This window comes from Paenibacillus polymyxa M1, assembly GCF_000237325.1.
GTDB classification, from domain to species: Bacteria; Bacillota; Bacilli; order Paenibacillales; family Paenibacillaceae; genus Paenibacillus; species Paenibacillus polymyxa_C.
In genome coordinates this window covers 5,257,034-5,280,316 of record NC_017542.1, presented here as the reverse complement: position 1 = coordinate 5,280,316, position 23,283 = coordinate 5,257,034, and the positions used below count along the sequence as shown (strand labels likewise).

The following is a 23,283-nucleotide window of genomic DNA, read 5'->3' as shown; positions in this document are numbered from 1 at the left end:
TAGAGTGTAAAAGGAGAGGAACGCATGAGTCAGGGCGGCGCATTGCAACAGGTGAATTTGAAAGGACGGGACTTTCTAGAACTGGACGACTACTCGCCAGAGGAAATCCAGTATTTAATTGATCTCGCCATTGAAATTAAGCGTAAACACAAAAACGGAGAAGCTTATCAGCCGCTGAAGGGGAAAACACTTGGACTGATTTTCGAAAAGTCTTCCACACGCACACGGGTATCCTTTGAAGTCGGAATGTATCAATTGGGTGGGCATGCCCTTTTCCTCAGCAAAAATGATATTCAACTGGGACGCGGTGAACCGATTAGCGACATGGCCCAAGTCATGTCACGTTATCTGGATGGCATTATGATTCGTACCTTCGGGCACGATAATGTCGTAGAGTTGGCCCGTTATGCATCCGTTCCGGTAATCAATGGCTTGAGCGATTTGGCGCATCCGTGTCAGGTACTGGCTGATTATCAAACCTTGTATGAGCAAAAGGGTAAGCTAAAAGGGCTCAAACTGGCTTATATCGGAGACGGCAACAATATGGCGCATTCCCTCTTGATTGGTGGAGCCAAGCTCGGAGTGCATGTCTCCATTGCAAGTCCAGCTGGATACGAGCCTGACCCGAGTGTGATCGCAGTTTCCCGGGAGATTGCCAAGCAGACAGGTAGTGAAATTGTGATCACTCAAAGTCCGCAGGAAGCAGTAAAAGATGCTGATGCGATCTACACAGATGTGTGGGCAAGCATGGGTTTTGAGGAAGAGCAAAAGGAGCGTGAGCTTGCTTTTGCCGACTTCCAGGTGAATGAGGAGCTGGTTAAGCTCGCTAAGCCAGATTATTTATTCTTGCACTGTCTACCTGCACATCGTGGGGAAGAAGTGAGTGCGGGAGTAATCGATGGTCCCAATTCGGTCATTTTTGATGAAGCGGAAAATCGTCTGCATGCACAAAAAGCGTTGCTAGTTGCTTTAATGGGATAAGGTTGATCGTAAAGAAGATAGAGGTATAAGCATTCGGGGAGGACTTCAATAATGGCAAAAGAAAAAATCGTACTCGCATATTCCGGCGGTCTGGATACGTCGGTCATTCTGAAATGGCTCAAGGAAACATATGATGCTGAAATTATCGCATTCACTGCAGATATCGGACAAAAGGAAGAACTGGACGGTTTGGAGGAAAAGGCACTCGCTACGGGAGCTTCCAAAGTGTACATCGATGATCTGCGTGATGAATTCGCCAAGGATTTTATTTATCCGATGTTTCAGGCAGGTGCTTTATATGAAGGGCAATATTTGCTCGGTACGAGTATTGCACGTCCATTGATCGCTAAGCGGATGGTCGATATTGCGATTGCCGAGGGAGCAACAGCCATTGCTCACGGGGCAACAGGCAAAGGTAACGATCAGGTGCGCTTCGAGCTGAACGCGGCGGCGTTAACGCCGGACATCCAAGTCATTGCACCTTGGCGGCTGGAAGAGTTCCGCAATCAGTTCCCGGGTCGGGCAGAAATGATTGCCTATGCAGAAAAACACGGTATTCCGGTAACCGCTTCTGCAGCCAAACCGTACTCCATGGACCGCAACCTGCTGCATATCAGTTATGAAAGCGGCGTGCTGGAGGACCCTTGGTTTGATCCGAGCGCTCCTGAAAATAAAGAAATGTTCTTGCTCAGCAACGCGCCTGAGGACGCGCCTGATGAAGCAGAATACTTGGAGCTGGAATTTAAAGCAGGCAACTGCGTTGCTTTGAACGGTGAACAGTTAACTCCGCTGCAAGTGATGGAAAAACTGAATGAACTGGGCGGCAAGCACGGGATCGGACGTGTAGATATGGTTGAGAACCGTTTTGTGGGTATGAAGAGCCGCGGAGTCTATGAGACGCCAGGCGGTACAATCCTGTTCACTGCTCATCGCAAAATGGAATCGATCACCATGGATCGCGAGGTTATGAATCTGCGTGATAGCCTGATTACCCGTTATGCTACCTTGGTGTACAATGGATTCTGGTTCGCGCCGGAACGTGTCGCTTTACAGGCTCTGGTTCATGAGAGCCAGAAAAATGTCAGTGGTACGGTGCGCGTGAAGCTGTATAAGGGCAATATTATTGGTGCAGGCGTTAAAAGTCCGGTTAGCTTGTACAACCCAGACATTGCGACCATGGAAGCTGATCCGACACAAGCCTACGATCAAGGCGATGCTACAGGCTTTATCCGCTTGAATGCTTTGCGTTTGAAGGTCAACGCGGGCGTAACACAAAATCATAAATAAGATGTAATCTAAAAAAATGTACGGAATGCGGGCCGTTCTTGTCCAAACGACGAGGGCGGCTTGTTATTGCAGAGAGGGGATCATGCAATGAGTAAGCTATGGGGCGGACGGTTTACAAAGCAAACGAACAAGCTGGTAGAGGAATATACGGCTTCTATTGGGTTTGATCAGGCGTTGGCGGAAGAAGATATTCAAGGCAGTTTGGCTCATGTGGCCATGCTGGGCAAATGCGGTATTATTCCGCAGGAGGATGCGAACACGATCAAGGGAGGACTGCACACCGTTCTGGAGCGTATCCGCCGTGGGGAAATTGAATTTTCCGTTTCGGATGAGGATATTCACATGAATATCGAAAAAAACCTGATCGAAGTCATTGGCCCGGTCGGCGGTAAGCTGCACACTGGACGCAGTCGTAACGATCAGGTAGCAACAGATATGCACTTGTATTTGCGCGGACGTGTCGTATCACTGGTGGGTATGCTGCATGATGTACAAGTTGCATTAATTGGGCAGGCCAAGGACAATCTGGACACAATTGTACCTGGATACACACACTTGCAGCGTGCGCAGCCTATTTTGTTCGCGCATCATTTGCTGGCGTATGTGTCTATGCTGGAGCGTGATATTGACCGACTCAAGGACAGCTACAAACGCATCAATGTGTTGCCGCTGGGCGCTGGCGCTCTGGCTGGAACCACTTTCCCGATCGATCGTCATTTTGTAGCTGAGCAGCTTGGGTTTGATGGCGTCTATGAAAATAGCCTGGACGCTGTCAGTGATCGGGACTTTATCGTAGAGTTTCTGGCCGGGGCCTCGCTGATTATGACGCATTTGTCCCGTCTAAGCGAAGAACTGGTGCTATGGAGCAGCACAGAATTTGGTTTTGTCGAACTGGATGATGCTTTCTGTACAGGCAGCAGCATTATGCCACAGAAGAAAAATCCGGATGTACCGGAGCTAGTACGTGGCAAAACCGGGCGTGTCTATGGAAACCTCGTCGGTCTGCTGACCGTACTGAAGTCCTTGCCGCTGGCATACAACAAGGACATGCAGGAGGACAAGGAAGGGATGTTCGATACGGTTGCTACGCTGGAGGGAGCCTTGCAATTGTTCGCTCCAATGATCGCCACGATGAAGGTGAACAAGGACCGGATGCGTCAAGCGGTCAATCAGGATTTCTCCAACGCAACGGATATTGCGGACTTCCTGGTCGGCAAGGGGCTTCCGTTCCGTCAGGCCCATGAGGTTATCGGCAAAACGGTGCTGTATTGCATCCAGCAGGGCAAATATCTGCTTGATTTGAAACTGGATGAATTCCAGCAGTTTTCGGATCTGTTCGACGAGCGCATTTATGAGGTGCTTCAACCAGAAGCGGTAGTCAATGCTCGGAATGTGTATGGCGGAACCGCCACCGGTCAGGTGCAGGCAGCCATTGGACGCAGTGAACAGCTTCTAGTGAACACGTCAACATGGTATGAAAATCATAAGCCAAAAAAATAATCCATACAGAAAGAATTATTCTCTTGCACAGCAACGGGATGCTGTGTAAAATCAGATTTTAAGAATATTTGCCATCTATGTTTTCAAAGGCACCGTTCGCGGTGTCTTTTGTGTTTTCTGAGGTATTTGAATGATTTATGATCAGAATAATCATAAACTACATAGATTTATTGGAAGAATATCGCCCAAGATGTTTAATATCTAGTTCTATATACCTATCTATACATTAGTGTGAAAGTTTCTAGAATTTACATTTTTGTATACTACACCTACTAGGATTATGGTAGAATAGCACTAAGTTTTTCATTGAATTACCAATTCGATAGAACAAGAAGCATATGCGATAAACCATTTTCAAGTTTTTATTGGTTTTTTTGACCAGAGAAATTGCATAAATGTGTAAATGAAGGGCTTGAATGAGAAAGCAGGTGTGTCCTGGTTTTGGAAGAAAGCCAGTAAAAATATTGAAGTAGCGACATAGCAAAGGCAGAGTCGGGACGATCCAGGGAGGTATTATGAGAACTAAACGAACGACGCGTCAGCTAAAGAGCGCTTGGATCGGTTATCGCGCTTCTGACGCCGATGGATTGGTATCCTCATTGCATGAGGAGCGAATCCAGGCAGAGAGGTTGCTACGTGAGGAGCGGGAGCTTTTCCATGCGGCGCTGGAGCGGAAAAAGCAGCGGGATACCGAGTTAAAGCAGCTGCTTGCAGATGCGCTTGCGGAAGAGCGGCGCTGGATTGAAAGGGCGGGAATTCATGGGTGACAAGCTTAGGTGGCAGGTTGGAGGAGTTTCAATTCGCCAAACCAAGAGAAGAATAAAAGAAGAGCGTCAGCGAATCGAACAACTGCAACAACAGCTAGAGGCTCAGCGTGCAGAGCAGGCCCCGATACTGTACAAGCTTGATTTTCACATCGAAGAGTTGGAACGACGACTTCGGGATACAGAACTTCGTATTCAGGCTATACAGAATGCCAATGATACAGCAGCAGCTGTGGAACAATTGCTGGATGAAGGAATACAGGATGGACAGATGCAGGAGGCGCAAGTCCAGTATGCATCTGGACAGGAACAGGCAGCGGCAGGAGCAGCCATGGGTCTTGCTTCCAGTATTCCTGGTGCAGAAGGCGGAGAGGCGGCAGCAGGAACGCAGACCGGACGAAACGGCAAGGCCCGTCTGGGAGATCAGCTGGTGGAGAACGGGATGATTACCCGGGATCAGCTGACAGATGCTATCCGCAACCAGAAGCGTTACGGTGGTAGACTGGGCGATATTCTTGTAGAGATGGGTTTCATTACAGCTGAGCAGCTACAAGAGCAAATTGACGGTGATGAATCCAAGGAGAGACTGGGCGACATGCTGGTTCGTTCCGGCTATATTACACCAGAGCAGCTAGAGCGAGCGCTCGAGTTCCAGGCGAAGAGCGGCGGGCTGCTCGGCGACATCTTGCTATCATTGCAAATGCTGGAGCCTGCGGATTTGTACCGCGCGATTGCTACCCAGAACCGAATCGGGCGTATTGGTGAGGAGCTGGCGCTGGATGCGGCGTACAAGCTACCCGAGCAAGTGGCAATGGCTTATGGCGTGGTCGTCATCCATCAATATATGAACCGCTATATTGTAGCGGTCAGTGATCCATTACCAGAAGAGCGACGCTTGAAGCTGGAGGAAATTCTGGGTATGCCGGTAGAGCAAGTGCTTGCAACAAAGGAAGAGATGGAGCAGCTCTGGGGTAAAATCTACGGCGAGGAAATGATGCAGGAAAGCACAACCGGGTTGTTGGAAAAAGAACCGCACAATTCGGCGCGGACCACCTTTACCAAGGGACAGCTCTGGGTGTTTGCAGCCATGGGAATGATCACATTGCTCGGCCTCTTCTGGAACAGCTGGAAGACAGTGCTGATCATTAATATGATGATCCAGCTTTTTTATTTTGCGATGACGCTTTTCAAATTTGGAATTATCTATCTCGGTTCCCGGCGTGGGGCGCAGCTTCGCTTCACGAAGGAAGAGGTAGACGCCATGGATGAAAAAAGACTGCCGATCTATACGATTCTTGTCCCGATGTATAAGGAAGCGGGCGTGCTTCCGATGTTGTTGCGGAATTTGGAGCAGCTGGATTATCCAAAGTCCAAGCTGGATGTACGGCTGCTGATTGAAGAGGACGACATTGAGACGATTGAGCTGCTGCGTGAAATGAAGCTGCCTGCCTATTACACGACACTGGTCGTGCCTGATGGCTTGCCGAAAACCAAGCCGAAGGCATGTAATTATGGACTTATTCGCGCCCGCGGCGAGTTTGTCGTCATTTACGATGCTGAGGATCGTCCCGATGCTGACCAACTTAAAAAAGTCATTGCAGCGTTTGATTCACTCCCTGAGAATTATGCGTGTATTCAAGCGAAGCTCAATTATTTTAACAGTACACAAAATTTGCTGACCCGCTGGTTCACACAAGAATACAGTATGTGGTTCGAATTGCTGCTGCCGGGAATTATGCAGTTAGATACCCCTATTCCGTTGGGCGGTACGTCCAATCATTTTCGGGTATCTGTATTGAAAGATATTAATGCGTGGGACCCCTATAATGTAACCGAGGATGCCGATCTGGGCATTCGTCTGTATAAAGGTGGTTACAAAACGGCCATTGTTGATTCCCGCACATGGGAGGAAGCGAACAGCCGCGTGGGCAACTGGATTCGTCAGCGTTCACGTTGGATCAAGGGATATATGCAGACATGGCTGGTTCATATGCGTAATCCGGTTAAGCTGGTGCGCGAAGTGGGCTGGAAGGGCTTTTTCGGTTTTCAGGTAATGATTCTGGCGACTCCGATGTTGCCGTTGCTGAACCCGATTTTTTGGGGCTTGCTTATTTTATGGTTTGGCTGGGAGTTGTCCTTTATTCCCAAGCTGTTCCCGGGTTATGTGTACTACCTAGCCAGCGCGGAATTTTATATCGGTAACTTCCTGTTCGTATTCAGTAATGTGGCTGGCATGTATTGGGTCATCGGTGAGCTGGAAGAGCGCGGTGAACGAACATTTTCATACGCAATGGTCAAATATGGGCTACTCTCGCCGTTATATTGGGTACTTATGAGTATAGCTGCGATAAAAGCAGCTTGGCAGCTTATAACCAAGCCGTTCTATTGGGAGAAAACGACGCATGGTCTGACCGATATGCATGACTTGGATGATGCCCCGGCACAGTCCTCCTGAATATGAAGAAAGAAGGAGCAAGAATGGAGACAAAAAACCCTTTTTTATCCGTCGTCATTCCTATGTACAATGAAGGCTCACACCTCGAACGTTCTCTTAAGGTGATTGATGGGGTGCTGTCTGTTGTCACCTCACGTTATGAGCTCATTATTGTAGATGATGGTTCCAAAGATGATACGTGGCTCAAACTGTCCGAATTGTCCCGTCGTATGCCCTCTTTGCTCGCACTCCGGCTGAGTCGGAATTTTGGTAAGGAGCTGGCATTGTGCGCAGGTTTGGAAAATGCTTCTGGCGATGCGATCATTGTTATGGACGGTGATTTGCAGCATCCTCCTGAAATGATCGGGGAAATGGTGCGTTTATGGCAGAACGAAGGTTATGATTTAGTTGAATGTGTGAAAGAATTTCGGGGAGAAGAGTCTGTAGGCAAAAAGCTCGGAGCTTCTTTGTTCTACGCGACTTTGAATCGTTTGACGGGCTTTAATCTCAAGGATGCCTCCGATTATAAGCTGCTGGATCGACGAGTGGTGGATGCCTGGATGGCGATGCCAGAGCGTATGCCGTTTTTTCGCGGGATGACCGCCTGGCTCGGTTTTCGTAAAACCCAGATTACATTCCGGGTGGCTCCACGAGAAGAGGGTCCAAGCCGCTGGAGTCCGTTAGGGCTGCTTCGATTGGCCGCGGAAGCGATCGTTTCGTTCTCGACGGTACCTTTGCGGGTAGTGAGTTTAATGGGTCTCATTTTCATGCTGATTTCGGTCGTGTTGGGGATTCAAACCTTAATGCACAAAATAACGGGTGATGCTGTGACCGGGTTTACCACTGTCATTTTACTGCTTTTGATTATCGGCAGTGTACTCATGCTGTCGATTGGAGTGGTAGGAGAATATATTGCCGCCATATATCACGAAGTCAAAGCCAGACCCCGTTATCTAATTGCAGACAAACGGGCGAATGCTGACCGATTGTGGGTGGATAGGGAGTTTAATCAACATGATCAGACGTTCGTATCTAAAGTATCCAATCATTAAATACGGTATTGTCGGACTGCTGGGTACAGGCATTCACGTCGGTGTGCTTGTGCTGCTGGTGGAGCTGTTTGCAATACCTGCAGTAACGGCTACTACCATAGGTTTTATCGTTACGCTGCTCGTTTCGTATGTGCTGAATCGTAACTGGACGTTCGAGCCTACCGGCGAAGGGAGCCGCACTCAGTTTCTTAAATATTTATTGGTCTGTACCTGCGGCTTGCTCCTGAATGCCGCTCTGATGTACGTAACCATTCACTGGATTGGTTGGTCATATCTGATCGGTGAAGTCTTAACTACCATCATCGTGCCAGTTCATAATTATATCTGGAACCGCTATTGGATCTTCTCCGTTCCGCAACAGCGTCAGAAAGAGGTTTCATGATCGTAAGGAAACATAGAAAGTTGTTGTCATTGTTTGCTTGTATTGCTGCTCTAGAATTAGCCGTGGGTGTTTATTTTGCATGGCATCTTGGCTATATGCATACCGATGCGCTCAGTCGAGTAGCTAATGCATTTTATGTACTCTATAGTCGGGACCCACATTTGGGTGCTATTGGGTTTGTTTGGAATCCGCTACCGAGTTTGATGGAACTCATTGTGCTGTTGTTCTATCCTTTATTTCCCGCACTCGCTTCCCATGGGCTGGCAGCAGTGATTGTGAGCAGCCTGTTTGCTGGGGCGAGTGCAGCATTATTGTACGGGACGGGAAAAGAACTAGGGCTTCACGGTGCAACCAGTTTGCTGATTGCGCTGTTATTTTCACTGAATCCGTTTATGTTTCTGTTTGGCTTCAACGGCTTAAGTGACTCGCCATATATCTTTTTTATCCTGCTGACAGTGAGTCGATTCTGTATGTGGCTTAAGGATCGCAAGGCGGCGAATTTGATCGTATCCGGTTTTGCGCTTGCATTGGCATTTTGGGTTCGCTACGAAGCAGTTCCCCTGGGGGGTGCGCTGGCTTTGGGCGTATTACTGACGATTTTTTCTCTGCATCGGTGGCGTACAAACAGAGAGAGCGTTAGAACGCAATTGTCTTTAAAAGAGCGCCTGTACAAGGTAGAAGCGACATGGCTTCTATTGTTGCTGCCGCTTGTCTTTTCGGGTTTACTGTGGCTCTTTTTTAACTGGATTATCATGGGCGACCTGCTTTACTTTTTACGTTCGCAGTATTCCAATTCCACACAATCAGCGGCTTTGCTGGAGGATCAACGCTTTGTGGAAATGTTTGCTCATCCTGTACTGATGCTAAAGTTTGTCGGGCAACGAACCTTATGGTATGCGGCTCCATTAATTGCCATTTTGCTTATACGCCTATTGGACAAACGTCTGTGGAGTTGGAGCACGTTAACGCTGCTGGCTATCTTTTTATCGGTACCCGGGCTTCAGCTTTTACTTATGCTTAAGCATTCTTCGTTTGGCTGGTTCCGATATTTTATGTATGTATTCCCAATTACGGTTGCTTGGCTGCCGTATGAGCTTAGTCTGTTGAAGGGGAAAATGCGGGGGATCGGAATCTCACTGGTAACGGCAGGAATGTTGGTAACAGTAGGCTTGTTATCCTACGCACTGACGAATCCCGCAATTGCGGCGGATGAGCATAGCTATCTGACGCATAGTGGCAATGAAAGCTATACTCGGCAAATTGTTGAACGGAAAATAGGGTCATGGCTGGATGAACATTATGGTTCATCTCTCATTTTGACTGATTCTTATACGGCCTATCCGATCATTTTGAGCAGTAAAATTCCGAAGAAGTTTATGATCACGAGTGATTATGATTTTGGAAAATCTTTAACGGATCTGCCCGCCTCCAAGGTGGATTATGTTTTGGTTACGCGCTTGGTAGAAGGGGTACCGCTGGATCAGGTGAACCGGAACTATCCTGATTTGTTTGAAAAGGGGGCGCCATGGGCCTCGTTGGTGCATGACTTTGACGGGGAGTGGCGTTTGTACAAGATAAAGCATGAAGAACTGCAATAATTTTATTGTATTTTAGTGCATCGTAGCGGAGGAAAGGATACAGCTGTCGGGCGTAATTTCCCTGCAGCTGCACCGCCGCAAGAAGTTTGAGGGGGAACGAGAGGAATGTCCTTTCGAAAAATGTCTGCAAGCAGATGGATGGCTATAGGTCTGTTTGTGTTTATACTTGCATTGGAGCTGTCTGCGGGCATCTATTTTAGCTATGTTCTGGGATATATGCACACAGATGCGCTCAGTCGCGTAGCTAACGCATTTTATGTGCTGTACAGCCGTGACCCGCATTTGGGCGCCATCGGATTTATCTGGAATCCACTACCCAGTCTTCTGGAAATGGTAATTCTATTGCTGTATCCAATCTTTCCGGCATTAGCCTCCTATGGATTGGCTGCTGTTATTCTGAGTGCTACCTTTTCTGCTTTGACCGCAATGTTGCTATATCGGGCAGGTGTCAGAACAGGGCTTAGCTCTAGGATGAGCTTGCTGTTGGCTTTGTTGTATGCACTGAATCCGTTTATTTTACTGTTTGGTGCCAACGGTCTGAGCGATTCGTTATACATATATTTTATTATGATGACAGTGATTGAATTTGCGCTGTGGCTCAAGGACCGCATGACGGCAAGTCTGATTGTTTCTGGATTAGCGCTTGCCATGGCGTTCTGGACTCGTTATGAAGCGGTGCCTCTAGGCGTGGCAATGGCTGTTGGCGTAGTCTTGGCGACCTTATTTCTTCATCGCAACTTGGGTAGACGCGAGCTGGCCCTGCGGGAAAAGCTGCATAAAGTCGAGGCAACCTGGTTACTTCTTTTGCTTCCTGTGGTCTTTTCCGGGCTGTTGTGGATTTTCTTTAACTATCTCATTATGGGGAATGCCTTTTATTTCCTGAATTCAGAGTATTCAAACACGGCCCAATCGGCAGAGTTGCTGAATGATGATAAATTTGTGGAAATTTTCTCCAATCCACTGGTAGCCTTGAAGTTTATTGCTTCCAAAACCATCTGGTACTCTGTACCATTGTTTACTATTCTGTTCATCCGTCTGTTGAGTGGACGCTTATTTCGGTGGGGAACCCTGATTATTTTGTTATTGTTCCTGTCTGTGCCGGGCTTGCAATTTTTACTTATGATGAGACAATCCTCGTACGGGTGGTTTCGTTACTTTATGTATGTATTCCCAATTACCGTAGCCTGGTTGCCTTATGAGTTGAGCCAGCTTCAGGGACGATGGCGGAGGGCGGCCTTTGGTCTAGTGTCCGTCAGTCTGCTACTTACCGCTGGATTACTCTCCTATGCGTTGACTCGCCCGGATATTGCACCGGATGAGAATAGCTTTCTCACACGCACAGGGAATGTGAACTATGTGAGACAGGAATCAGATCGCAAGATTGCCGTTTGGCTGGATGAGCATCTGCCGAAGTCTACCATTATGACTGATTCAGCTTCAGCCTACACAATGATCGTCTACAGTCAATATTCCAAACGTTTTCTGATCACCAGTGATTATGCGTTCAATAAGGCATTAAGTTATCCGCAGGAGAATCATGTGGACTATATCCTTGTACCTAAGATTATGTCAGGCATGCCGCTGAGTAAGATTAATATGGTATATCCGAATTTATATGAGCATGGTGCCCCATGGGTTCAGCTTGAACGTGAGTTTAACGGCGAGTGGCGCCTGTATAAAGTACTGCCTAAGGCACTAACTAAAGAATCTCCATCGACGGAGACAACGACAAATCCCTGATGGGCATAACAACAATCCCCGGAGCTTAATTCCTTCGCATGGTGCGAGGAGAAAGGCCCTGGGGATTTTTTTGCCTGTTTTAGTGTCCTTTAAGCGGTAGCCACGCCAGTACGTCCTGGACTTTAGCGTCCCAATATCCCCATTCATGAGCTCCAGGACCTTCTTCGTAGGTCAGCGGAACTCCAAGAGAGGTGCATGTTTCACGAAAAGTCTGATTCCCCCTATATAAGAAATCCTCTGTACCGCAGCATTGATAGAGTTGGGGGAGTGAGGTCCCCGCGGTGGCATGACGTTGTAGCAGCTCCAGCAAGTCGTGATCTGTTCCGCGTATTTCATCTGGCCCGAAAATGTTAAGCCATTCCGCTGGACTCATAGCACTTTGCTTAGGATCGGTGCGTGATGCGTGTAAATCCATAACCCCCGAAAGACTGGCACCGGCTGCAAAGCGCTCTGGATGCTGAAGTGCCAGTTTGAAGGCGCCGTAACCACCCATAGAAAGTCCGGCTACAAAATTGTCTTCACGCTTGTCGGACAGAGGAAAAAATGAACGTGCCAAAGCTGGCAATTCTTCACTGATAAAAGTCCAATAAGCTGCTCCTTGCTCCATATTCGTATAGAAACTCCGATGTACCTGAGGCATGACGACCGCTAGGCCCATGGAGGCGACGTAGCGTTCAATGGAGGTTCGACGCAGCCAGGTTGAATCATCGTCTGACAGGCCATGCAGTAAATACAGTGTCGGATGTGGTCCTATTCCTTGCTTGCCTTCCATTCCAATCTGTGATCGGGTTGCCTGCGGAAGAATAACATTCATGGATGTGCTTAGACCAAGAACTTCCGAATAAAACTGACATTGAATAAGAGCCATAATAAAACCTCTTTTCCTAGGGGGATGTGACCTCATTGACCTGTTCCAGCATACAACTGATTATTCATCCAGTATACAGTGACCTGTCCAAATATACATATCCAAGTGAATGGCTAGGTATTAAGTCCTGTTTCTTTTTTATCCTACATTAGGAGGGGGTATGGTTATATGGGACGATTTTTTTAATTTAGGGGTTATTTGGGTTTGATTTCTGGTAAAGTGTTTAAAAAAGATTGATGAATCCAATCTGAGGGAGGAATTTATAGCATGGGGAAAAAGTTAAGGAACACAATTACAGGTGTACTGAGCACAGGTCTTATTCTTAGCGCATTCAGCGCAGCGGCAGCTGCTCCTCAAACTACAAGTGGCCATTGGGCAGGAGATCAGGTGCAACGCTGGTCAGCTACAGGGCAATTGAATGGAGCGGTAAAACCGGATGCGGCGATCACACGCGCAGAATTTATCGTTCTTCTGAACCGCAGCTTGGGAACGTTCACGCAGGAACTTCCAGCAGTGACAGACGTAACGTATGCAGGCGGTGTGAAGGTAAACGGTAATGGAAGCAGAACGTTCACAGATGTTCCGGCATCCCACTGGGCATACAACGAACTGACAAGTGCCGTGAATGCAGGCTACATAAGCGGCTATGCAGATAACAAGCTCAAACCAAATGGTAAGGTAACTCGTCAGGAAGCAGCTGCGATCATTGGCAAAGCTATTGGGCTGACTGCGGGTAACGCAGCAGATGTTACTAAATTCATTGACTCCGACAAAATCGGATCTTGGGCGAAGAAAAGTGTAGCGGCAGCTGCGGAGCAAAAAATCATCAACGGATATCCGGATGGTAAATTCCAGCCACTGAAGCCGTTGACTCGTGCAGAGGCGGTTGCTATTTTGGATGCTGCATCCGGTTACAACCTGAGCTCTGTCGATAATCTGACCACGACTCCTGGTGGAACGGTAACGAATTCCACGTACGGTAACGTGACAGATTCCACTTACGGTAATACGTCGACTACTTCTGGAACTGAAACAGAAGATAGCAGCACAAGTACTAGCACAGATAGCACGTCTGCGACTACTACAGACAACTCTACAACAACAGAGACAACTACAAATACCGATACGACTACAGACAACACTACAGACACAGCTACTGACGCGGATGCTACTTCGAATGCACTGAAAGTCAACGATGTGTACGATGGTGAAGGTACAATTACAGGAACAGCAAAAGCAGGTTCCACAGTAACTGCCTATTCCAACGATCTGCCTATCGGCAGTGCAGTAGCCAAAGATGACGGCACATTTAGCATCAGTGTGCTTACTCAAAAAGCGACAGTTAGACTGGTGATCAAAGCTAAAGATACAGACGGCCATGAAAGTGAGCCTGTAGAAATCTCGGTTTTAAGTAAACGCAGCGAGTAATTTAGAAACAAAAAAACCCCTTTCACTCTGTCTGGAACCAATCCAGCCAGTAGTGAAGGGGGATTTTTTCGTTTATTCGCTTATGCCATCTTCCACAATAGGTTTCTCCAGTTCGCGTGTTTGTGGCTCAGACGATGTGCTACCGCCATAACTAGCTATAATGCGCTGCTGCGCTCGGTACGTATCGCGGCTGATTCGGGTGCGCTCGACGGGTTTTCCATCTACCTTTTTTATTCGAAATGTTTCTACCATATACCCTTCTTTGCCCTGTCGAATGACTTGATAGAATCCGGGAGATAGGGAGTCATTACGTATTCTTTTTACCGGTATAGGGAGTACGCGAACGGTGTGAGATTCAAGTTCATACGAAATATTGGATGGGAATGTACCAAAAATTTTAACAGTAAGCGTTCGATTTTGGACTACAGCGCGAAGGAGTAAATGTTTGCCGGTATTATTTCTAAAACGAAAATTAATGGACCCTGTAGCAAAAGTCGCATCCTGACCTTTGGGTAAGTAGCTGACTGGCAAGGAATGGTTACGGCGTTCGACAATGTCCAAGCCGACTCGCAGCGCTGCATTATACACCGTGCTGGATACCTGACAAATCCCACCGCCAATACCGGACTCCAGCCGTCCGTTCACGATCACTGGAGCCTCACGAAAGCCATGGGTGCGCTCAGCCTTGGCAATCACCTGGCCGTAGTCGAATATGTCACCCGGTTTGAGAATTAAACCATCGACGGTGCTTGCCGCTGAATTAACGTTATACACACGTCCTTCCGAACTGCTGCCGAGACTGGTGGAAAACTGGGTGATTTTTCGCTCTATACCTTCGCTGCGCAGACTGTCGACTGTAATTTTCGGCTCCAGCTGGTAGAACGGTAATTCCACCCGGATCGGCTCCTCAGAAGCCGTAAAATCCTTGGGGAGTGCCTGGTTCATTACGACGTCCAGTTTGGGCCAATCCAAGCGCCGGGCAGAGCGCTCCGGAATATAACGAACCTGATCGTTTGCATCAATCTGACGCACCGCATTGATAGGCATGCCGTATCGTTGCTCCTCCCAATCAGCTCCAAATTTGGATTTCAGGATCTTCTCTTGCTGGAAAGGTGTGATAGACCATTCCTTCTCAAAGCTAAAACGTGTCTGTACGCGAGTCCATAGATGCTTCGCGCTTAGTGCCTTCACCGCATTTCGGAATGCATCCGCTTTATAACTAATCCCTGCTTCTGCGAGTGTTAGCTTTATATCCTGTGCACTGCTGTCACTGTCCGTGAGGAGTAGAGGACGCTGCTTCAATGCATCCAGTTTTTTCTCCACCAGCCGAAGAGCATCCGTTTTATGCATACCGCCTACGTTGACTCCTCCGACTCGCACTCCCTCTGGTAGCGTTTGTCTGTCGGCGTACAGATGAAGTCCTCCCCACAGCACGGCCAGCGCCAGAACACCAGACCATATCCAAATGACAGATAAATGAATTTTTTTCATAATGCAGATGTCTCCTGTCTGATAAGCTTGATAGCGTTTCGTGTGCCACAATATTCATATATATGTGCCAAAAGCAGAAAACTTTCGGTACTATTTAGGTAACAAATTTGTTACAATGATAAACGGTATGATGAAATACAGAAGTTTTTAAAGGAAATGCATGGAATATGTCGAATGGATACTAGGTTATACGTAATATGATTAAGCAGCGGGAAGTGATCGAGTGATTGAAATGCAGGATGTGTGGAAGACCTATACGAACGGGACCCACGCACTTCAAGGAGTATCGGTCAGAATTGACCGTAATGAATTCGTATACGTAGTCGGCCCGTCTGGAGCGGGGAAATCGACTTTTATGAAGCTTATTTATAGAGAAGAAGTACCGACCAAGGGACAAATTTCAGTCAATGGTTTTAATATCGGGAAGCTCAAGCAGCGCAAAATTCCCTACGTTCGTCGTAACATCGGAGTCATTTTTCAGGATTTCCGGCTTTTGCCGCGTTTGACAGCCTATGAGAATGTGGCATTTGCTATGGAAGTTATAGAGGCTCCCAAGAAGCTGATCCGCAAGCGGGTTCCAGAAGTGCTCGAATTGGTTGGCTTGAAAGAAAAAATGAATCGTGAGCCTGCCCAGCTTTCTGGTGGGGAGCAACAGCGTGTAGCGATTGCACGGGCCATCGTGAACAATCCCTCGGTCATCATTGCTGATGAACCGACGGGGAATCTGGACCCCGAAACATCGTGGGAGATCATGCAACTGCTGGATGAAATTAATTTTCGGGGCACGACCATTGTGATGGCGACACACAATAAGGACATCGTGAACTCCATGCGTAAACGCGTCATTGCGATCGAAAATGGCAATATCGTAAGAGACCAGGTAAGAGGGGAGTACGGATATGACTTTTAATACCTTCTTGCGTCATATGCGGGAAGGTTTCAAAAACATATTCCGCAATGGCTGGATGTCCGTAGCATCCGTCACCTCAATTATTGTGTCACTGCTCATATTGGGCGTTTTTATCATGCTGGTGCTTAACGTCAACTCCTTGGCTGATCAAGCAGATAGTCAGGTGGAAGTTAACGTGTTTCTGGAGCTCAATGTCGATCAGAGCATGCGTGAAACGCTGCAAAAAGAAATCGCGGCAATGCCGGAAATCAGCAAAACTACCTTTGTGACGAAAGCTCAAGGTTTGGAGGAGCTGCGCAAAGATTTGGGAGACAGTGGCAAGGATCTGCTAGAGGGCTTTGACAAGGACAGCAATCCACTGCCGGACAAAATCGTGGTAGAGGTTATTGAACCAACGACGGTTCCATTTGTGGCTGAGAAAATTGAGAAGCTGAATACATTACATCCCGAAAAACCGATCTTAAAGGTTCGTTACGGAAAAGGCACTGTAGAGACGCTCTTTACCATTACCAAGCTGATCCGCAATGTTGGTTTTATATTTGTCGCCGGACTGGCGATCATGTCTATGTTCTTAATCTCGAATACCATTCGAGTAACGATATTGGCACGACGCAGAGAAATCAGCATTATGAAGCTGGTCGGTGCGACCAACTTTTTCATACGATGGCCGTTTTTTATCGAAGGCGCGCTTATTGGTCTTATTGGTTCTCTTATTACTGTAGGAATTTTATTTACAGGCTATCAGCGTTTGCTGACAGCCGTTCAAGGAGATATCGCTCTCAATATGTTGAAGCTTATGCCGCTTGAAGGCATTTGGATTCAGCTGAGTGCATTGCTGGTTATTTTGGGGATGCTGGTCGGAATTGTTGGCAGTACCCTGTCCATGCGCAAGTTCTTGAAAGTCTAAGAAGCATTTGGTGGAACGTCGTGGTCGATTTAATAGAACGGGGAAGCCCGGTGTTATTTTGCGATAAAGGATGGGGAGTGCAAGTTGAAAAAAATAGAATCTGTGTTGGCTGCTACGTTGGTAGCTGCATTGCTAATCCAGCCTTCTGACGGATATGCCAAAAGCGTAAGTGAAATCAATTCGCAACTGAACCAATTAGAAAAGCAAGCCAAATCTGCGAAGCAACAGCAGCAAAAGGCTGCTCAAGATAAACAGTATGCTCAGCATTATAAAAATAAAACCGTGCAAAACCTGAAAACGGTACTTGCTCAAATTAACAGCGTCAGTGATCAACTGACTCGTGTAGCGGTTCAGATCGATCAAACGGAAGATAATCTGCGTGCGACTAAAAAAGATTTAGCCGAAGCGATTGATCGCATCAATTCGCGGGAAAAAATGCTGGAAACTCGTGTGCGTCTCATGTATACGGATGGAACGGTATCCTATATGGACGTGCTTATGTCCTCAACCAGCTTTAGTGATTTTCTCAGCCGGGTGGATTCTCTGAAAACGATCGTGGAGCAGGACCAAATTCTGTTGGACGAGCATAAAAAGGACAAGGCTCTGGTCGTTAGCAAGAAGAAGCAGCTCGACACGGAATATAAAAATGCCAAGAAGTTGTATGCACTCAAGCAGGACGCCAAAGCTCAATTGAATTCGAAGGAAAAAGAGAAGCAAAGACTGATTGCCAACTACGATCATGATATTGCTGAATCCGATGAAATCAGTGAAGAGCAAAACGATATGCTGGTAGCCCTCGCGAACAAACGTGTGGCTCTTGTGCAGGAGAAGAACAAGCTCAGAGCGGAGCAGGCTGCCAAAGCAGCACGCGCTAGAGCGGCTGCACGTGCAGCTGCAGCTAAGCGATATGCATCTTCATCCTCAGGCGCCGCCTCGAATTCCAGTCATACGGCAGCCAGTACGTATACAGGCGGATCAGGTACTTTGGCTACGCCTGTAGCCCATTACCGACTCTCATCTACTTTTGGCATGCGGGTACATCCGATAACCGGCAAGCTTAAAGGCCATACAGGTATTGATCTGGCGGCTCCGCAGGGAACCGATATTCATGCAGCTGAAGATGGTGTTGTTATTGTTGCTGAATGGTGGAGCGGGTATGGGAACACGGTTGTCATTGATCACGGAGACGGACTATGGACTCTATACGGACATATTCGCAACGGTGGTACGGTGGTTCATACGGGGCAAACGGTGAAACGCGGTCAAAAAATTGCGGAAGTGGGTTCGACGGGGAATTCCACTGGACCTCACTGTCATTTTGAAGTGCGCGAGAATAACAAACCTGTAAATCCGATGAACTATTTATAATAGATAAGGTAAGCCCTATTTGTAACCAATCCGGTTGTAGATAGGGTTTTGCTTTAATGGTTCATATCCAATGAAGAACATGTGCATTGAAACACAGAGTAGGATACAATTAACATATTCCGTACAAGCTAGACGTATACTTCGTGAATGGATGCGTTGTGAGGAAATAGGATACAAGATAAAGAGAAGGCGGTGGACGATTAGATGTTGAAAAAAAGTACAGCGGTACTCTTGATGGTGATCGGGCTGCTTGGCGGCAGTCTGCTCACTTTTGCTTATACTGGAACAACCACAGTTGGGAACAGCGCTCTGGGCGAAGGACTGCTGGCGAGTGTGACAGGAAGTAGTTCCTCCTCCAGAAGTGATATCCGCAAAATTGAGACAGCGATGGACTTAATCCAGGGACAATACTATCAGGATGTGGATCGAACCAAGCTGGTGGATGGCGCCATTAATGGGATGATGGAGTCGCTTGGCGACCCGTATTCCTCTTATATGGGTAAAGAAACTGCACAGCAGTTCGAGCAATCCATAGAAGGCTCCTTTACCGGGATTGGAGCCGAAGTAGCAGCTGAAAATGGGAAAGTAGTCGTAGTCACACCAATTAAAGGCTCTCCGGCTGAGAAGGCGGGACTACGCGCTAAGGATATTATATTGTCTGTTAACGGTGAAACCCTGGACGGACTGGATCTGAACAAGGCTGTTTCCAAAATTCGTGGACCTAAAGGCAGTCAGGCAAAAGTTAAAATACAGCGTAACGGTTCTCCGGATCCACTTGAATACACGATTACCCGTGACAACATTGATATGGAAACTGTAACGGCTCATATGGAAGGCGACGGTGTAGGTGTCATTACGATCACCCAGTTCTCCTTAAATACGGCAGAACGCTTCAAGGAAGAGTTAGCCAAGCTGGAAAAACAAGGGCTTAAAGGACTCGTCATTGACGTGCGTAATAACCCGGGTGGAGTGCTTTCTGTCGTTATTAATATTGCAGAGCAATTTGTACCTTCCGGCAAAACGATTGTACAAGTTGAAGATAAAAATCAGAAACGTGAGGAAGAAAAATCCAAAGGTTCGCGCAAAAATTATCCGGTGACTTTGCTCATGAACAAAGGTAGCGCAAGTGCGTCCGAAATTCTGGCAGGTGCTCTCCAGCAATCCGCTGGCGCAGTGTTGATCGGGGAAAACTCCTTTGGTAAAGGTACTGTACAAACCAGCTATGACAAGCAAATGGGTGACGGTAGCCTGCTCAAAATCACGATTGCCAAGTGGCTAACGCCAAACGGAACATGGATTCATAAAAAAGGGATTAAGCCGGATATCGCGGTGGATCAGCCTGAATACTTCACGGCAGCGCCGCTGAGCAAGGAAAAATCCTTGAAATACAATATGAATAGCAGTGATGTAAAAAATGCACAAATCATTCTGCAAGGCTTGGGCTACAAACCAGGTCGTGAGGACGGCTATTTTGACAAAGTGACTGAAAGTTCTGTTATGGCTTTCCAAAAAGAGGCGAAGCTGACGACTAACGGCATCATTGATGCCAAGACAGCAGCAGCAATGGAAGCCAAGCTGATTGAAAAAATTCGCGATCCGAAAAATGATAATCAACTCAAGCAGGGGATTGAAGAGATTCGGAAGGAAATGAAGACAAGCGCAGCGAAATAATAGTGAGGCTACAACAAGGGGGCTGGAAACAGCCTCCTTTTTTATTGGGATTTATTTGCAGTCTGTCGGTTTGTCTTCCCTACGTTGGCAATTTCATATAGAATAAATGGATATGAAATGTACGTGATCCGCTATATAGCGGGCCAGGGGCATAAGGAGTGTGAATGGACTTGGAATGGGCATTACAATGGGGATGGAGCGTCTTGAATGCTTGCTTGTATCTGCTTTTGCAGCCGTTTTATTATATCTCGATACTCATTGTCGCGCTTGGCTATCGTCGGCAAATGCTACTAGAGCGCAAGCTATTTCATACTAGAATTCATAGCTGGGCTGCAGAGACCTGGCGTGTCGTATGGAGCGGCTTGCTTGCCGGGATGGCACTATCCGCTCTAGGAATGTTCGTCAGCGTGCATCTGAACCCGACTTCCATCGTGTGCCTGTGGATAGCCACATTATTGCTCATGCTGGTACGCGTCCGCTACCTGTGTCTTGCTTATTCGGTAGGTCTGCTAGGTGTAGTTCAATTTTTTCTAAACGTAGCCAGTGGCTGGCAGCCTGGGGGAGCGCTCGGGACATCGGTAGCAGCTATCCGCGGATTGGATATTCCAGCACTCTTAGTGCTCGTTGCTGTGCTGCATGTGGCTGAAGCGCTGTTGGTTCGCTGGCAAGGAGGAAAGGCAGCTATGCCACTGTTTGTTGAGGGCAAACGGGGGAGATTGGTCGGTGGCTATCGTATGGAAGATCTCTGGCCCATTCCGTTGCTGTTGCTGGTACCTGCTCAGGGAGGATTCATGCTTCCCTGGACACCTTTGTTCGGCGGCGATGCCGGAACGGGGTATATGCTAGCAGCTCTGCCAGTCCTGATGGGCTTTAGCAGTGTGACGCTCGGCCAGCTACCACGACAGAAGGCAGTACTCACTTCGAACCGATTGCTCCTGTACAGTGTGGCTTTGCTTCTGCTAAGCCTGTTAGCGGCCTGGTGGAGTCCGCTAATCTTGCTGTCAGCGTTATTTTCCTTCCTGGCCCATGAAGCGCTGATTTGGTACGGAAATATAGAGGAAAGCCGTCTTAGCCCGATGTTTGTACATCCAGAGCAAGGGATGCGTGTTCTCGCTGTGCTGCCAGATAGCCCGGCGACAGCCATGGGCATACTACCAGGCGAGGCCATTTATCGTGTGAATGGCATGGTTGTGAACAGCCGTGCCGAGCTGCACCAGGCCTTGCGGATCAACTCTGCTTTTTGTAAGCTGGAGGTACGCAATCTGCAAGGTGAGAGCAAGTTTGTACAGCGAGGCATGTACGATGGCGATCATCACCAGCTAGGGGTTGTTCTTGCACCGGATGAACACGCAGGCTGGGCCGTATCCATACAACCGGCCTCCATCTACCGAATTGTGGCCATGCACATAGGCGCACGACGACGTAAAGCGGAACAAGCATCCAAGGCAGAGAGTACGCATTTGGACACCATGGATCAATAGATATTACAACAAGAGGGTAGTCGTTATTTGATTAGAATCGAATAAGGCTATCCTCTTTTGTATATGGCGACAGCAGCCTGCTTGAAATCAATATTCTCATCGGTATACAATGAATATGTAATGGAAACCTTTGATGAACCGAATGCCTATCATGTGTGTCAAGCAGGGAGAGGAAAAGATGAACGCGATTCACTTTATTCGAGAGTACATCAGGCACCCACGCAGCGTAGGCGCTGTTATACCCAGTTCAAGACAGCTGGCCAAGCAAATTGCCACACCGATTTACTTTGATAAAGCCTCATGCATTATTGAATATGGGGCAGGGACCGGTGTGTTTACGCAGGAGTTGATTTTGAACAAGCGTCCAGAAACGTTACTGTTAGTGATTGAAGCTAATGAATCGTTTTATAAAACATTACAAAGCAAATACGGACACTTGGAAAGGGTACACATTATTCATGGATCGGCCGAGCATGTAGCGCGGTATATGAAACAGTATCATGTCTCGAAGGTGGATTATATCGTATCGGGGCTCCCTTTTACCAGCTTACCCGCTGCGTTATCCAGCCTTATTTTGGGACAAACGGCCGAGGTACTAGGCCAGGAGGGCAAGTTTATTACGTTCCAGTACAGCAAGGTTAAGCACAATTTCTTCCGTACTTTTTTTGCAGATATCCAGATTAAAAAGGTAAACTATAACGTTCCGCCAGCCTATGTGTTCACTTGCAGCCTGTGAGCCTTCAGCTATGTAGGAGATTAGAATAAATACGAATATCCATATGCGGATGATTATGAGAAGACTAGGTCAGCATCATTAAGATGTTGAAACGGTCTTTTTTGTTGTCTACTTTTATGGAAATATAAGAGAATGGATATGTTAAATAGCAAAATTGTTTTAAGGAATCATATTTTAAAATGGGGCTTAACCTATATATTACATAAGTTGGAACCTGTTAGATTTTTGTAGGATTCATAATAAATCTGAACTTTTGTTAAAGGAGATTTATATATGGTAAAACCGCTGATGTTCATGCGCTGGTGTGAGTATTATGGGTTAAGCGACCGTGAGACAGATTTTGTATCTTTTTTTATGATGAATTTTTCGGCTGCACGATCAGGCAATCAACCGAAACTTAAGGAACAATTTGTTGAGATTCAAAAACAAACCTTTCCAGAATACCCGTTTGATATTAGCCCGGAAGAACTGGATTATAACAAATTTGAAGAACTGATGAAACGAGTGTTGAACATTCATTTTGACACAGCTGAACTGCTGTACTCCTTCTATCTCCAAAAGCTGTGCGCACCTTTAGCAGAATACATTTTATCTACTGGAGATGCCGAGCCTGCACGAATTTACTATGAGCTTATTCAAAAGGATAAAGTACGGTAGAGATAAAAAAGCCCCTTGGCTAAGGGGC

Annotated in this window: 19 protein-coding genes; 17 read left to right on the top strand and 2 right to left on the bottom strand. The window is 47.2% G+C overall.

Annotated features, from left to right (window positions below; translation table 11 throughout):
- Positions 1 to 24 precede the first annotated feature (24 nt).
- The 9 genes from argF (at position 25) to PPM_RS23735 (ending at position 11,738) form a co-directional block, all read left to right on the top strand.
- Positions 25 to 981 carry an ornithine carbamoyltransferase gene (gene argF / locus PPM_RS23775; protein ID WP_013373359.1) on the top strand — a complete coding sequence of 319 codons (957 nt, stop codon included), beginning with the start codon at positions 25 to 27 and terminating at the stop codon, positions 979 to 981.
- 51 nt (positions 982 to 1,032) lie between these two features.
- Entirely contained in the window at positions 1,033 to 2,268 is a 1,236-nt protein-coding gene (locus tag PPM_RS23770; RefSeq protein WP_013373358.1) for an argininosuccinate synthase, read from the top strand.
- An 87-nt stretch (positions 2,269 to 2,355) separates the two neighbouring features.
- Entirely contained in the window at positions 2,356 to 3,768 is a 1,413-nt protein-coding gene (gene argH / locus PPM_RS23765; protein ID WP_016324793.1) for an argininosuccinate lyase, read from the top strand.
- A gap of 515 nt (positions 3,769 to 4,283) precedes the next feature.
- On the top strand, positions 4,284 to 4,535 hold the full coding sequence (locus tag PPM_RS23760) for a hypothetical protein (protein WP_013373356.1): 252 nt from the start codon (positions 4,284 to 4,286) through the stop codon (positions 4,533 to 4,535).
- Positions 4,528 to 6,987 (top strand): glycosyltransferase family 2 protein, encoded by a 2,460-nt coding sequence (locus PPM_RS23755; RefSeq protein ID WP_016324792.1) that lies wholly within the window; start codon positions 4,528 to 4,530, stop codon positions 6,985 to 6,987. The genes PPM_RS23760 and PPM_RS23755 overlap by 8 nt, the downstream gene beginning before the upstream one ends.
- A 23-nt stretch (positions 6,988 to 7,010) precedes the next feature.
- Complete coding sequence (locus tag PPM_RS23750; protein ID WP_013373354.1) at positions 7,011 to 8,018, top strand: glycosyltransferase family 2 protein; 1,008 nt, start codon at positions 7,011 to 7,013, stop codon at positions 8,016 to 8,018.
- On the top strand, positions 7,981 to 8,400 hold the full coding sequence (locus PPM_RS23745) for a GtrA family protein (RefSeq protein ID WP_013373353.1): 420 nt from the start codon (positions 7,981 to 7,983) through the stop codon (positions 8,398 to 8,400). The genes PPM_RS23750 and PPM_RS23745 overlap by 38 nt, the downstream gene beginning before the upstream one ends.
- Positions 8,397 to 9,998, top strand: coding sequence for an ArnT family glycosyltransferase (locus PPM_RS23740; RefSeq protein WP_043921429.1), 1,602 nt, complete (start codon positions 8,397 to 8,399; stop codon positions 9,996 to 9,998). The genes PPM_RS23745 and PPM_RS23740 overlap by 4 nt, the downstream gene beginning before the upstream one ends.
- 105 nt (positions 9,999 to 10,103) lie before the next feature.
- Positions 10,104 to 11,738, top strand: a complete 1,635-nt coding sequence (locus PPM_RS23735) for a glycosyltransferase family 39 protein (RefSeq protein WP_016324790.1) — start codon at positions 10,104 to 10,106, stop codon at positions 11,736 to 11,738.
- A gap of 79 nt (positions 11,739 to 11,817) precedes the next feature.
- On the opposite strand, the gene PPM_RS23730 is transcribed toward PPM_RS23735, so the two are convergent.
- Positions 11,818 to 12,606, bottom strand: a complete 789-nt coding sequence (locus PPM_RS23730; RefSeq protein WP_016324789.1) for an alpha/beta hydrolase — start codon at positions 12,604 to 12,606, stop codon at positions 11,818 to 11,820.
- Between the two features lie 267 nt (positions 12,607 to 12,873).
- On the opposite strand from PPM_RS23730, the gene PPM_RS23725 reads away from it, so the two are divergent.
- Entirely contained in the window at positions 12,874 to 14,034 is a 1,161-nt protein-coding gene (locus PPM_RS23725) for an S-layer homology domain-containing protein (RefSeq protein ID WP_016324788.1), read from the top strand.
- Positions 14,035 to 14,106: 72 nt separating this feature from the next.
- On the opposite strand, the gene PPM_RS23720 is transcribed toward PPM_RS23725, so the two are convergent.
- Positions 14,107 to 15,525: a VanW family protein gene (locus tag PPM_RS23720; RefSeq protein WP_016324787.1), complete on the bottom strand. Its 1,419-nt coding sequence runs from the start codon at positions 15,523 to 15,525 to the stop codon at positions 14,107 to 14,109.
- A 223-nt stretch (positions 15,526 to 15,748) separates the two neighbouring features.
- Between PPM_RS23720 and ftsE the strand changes: the two genes are divergently transcribed.
- From ftsE to PPM_RS23685, 7 genes are all read left to right on the top strand, one after another.
- Complete coding sequence (gene ftsE / locus PPM_RS23715; RefSeq protein WP_007432660.1) at positions 15,749 to 16,435, top strand: cell division ATP-binding protein FtsE; 687 nt, start codon at positions 15,749 to 15,751, stop codon at positions 16,433 to 16,435.
- Entirely contained in the window at positions 16,425 to 17,342 is a 918-nt protein-coding gene (gene ftsX / locus PPM_RS23710) for a permease-like cell division protein FtsX (RefSeq protein ID WP_013373346.1), read from the top strand. Before ftsE ends, ftsX begins: the two co-directional genes overlap by 11 nt.
- Positions 17,343 to 17,426: 84 nt before the next feature.
- Complete coding sequence (locus tag PPM_RS23705; protein WP_016324786.1) at positions 17,427 to 18,710, top strand: murein hydrolase activator EnvC family protein; 1,284 nt, start codon at positions 17,427 to 17,429, stop codon at positions 18,708 to 18,710.
- A 204-nt stretch (positions 18,711 to 18,914) separates the two neighbouring features.
- Positions 18,915 to 20,381: a S41 family peptidase gene (locus tag PPM_RS23700; RefSeq protein WP_016324785.1), complete on the top strand. Its 1,467-nt coding sequence runs from the start codon at positions 18,915 to 18,917 to the stop codon at positions 20,379 to 20,381.
- A 164-nt stretch (positions 20,382 to 20,545) separates the two neighbouring features.
- Complete coding sequence (locus PPM_RS23695; RefSeq protein WP_013373343.1) at positions 20,546 to 21,862, top strand: PDZ domain-containing protein; 1,317 nt, start codon at positions 20,546 to 20,548, stop codon at positions 21,860 to 21,862.
- Positions 21,863 to 22,040: 178 nt separating this feature from the next.
- On the top strand, positions 22,041 to 22,598 hold the full coding sequence (locus PPM_RS23690; protein WP_016324784.1) for a class I SAM-dependent methyltransferase: 558 nt from the start codon (positions 22,041 to 22,043) through the stop codon (positions 22,596 to 22,598).
- Positions 22,599 to 22,871: 273 nt separating this feature from the next.
- Positions 22,872 to 23,255 (top strand): hypothetical protein, encoded by a 384-nt coding sequence (locus tag PPM_RS23685; protein ID WP_016324783.1) that lies wholly within the window; start codon positions 22,872 to 22,874, stop codon positions 23,253 to 23,255.
- The last annotated feature ends 28 nt before the right edge of the window (positions 23,256 to 23,283 follow it).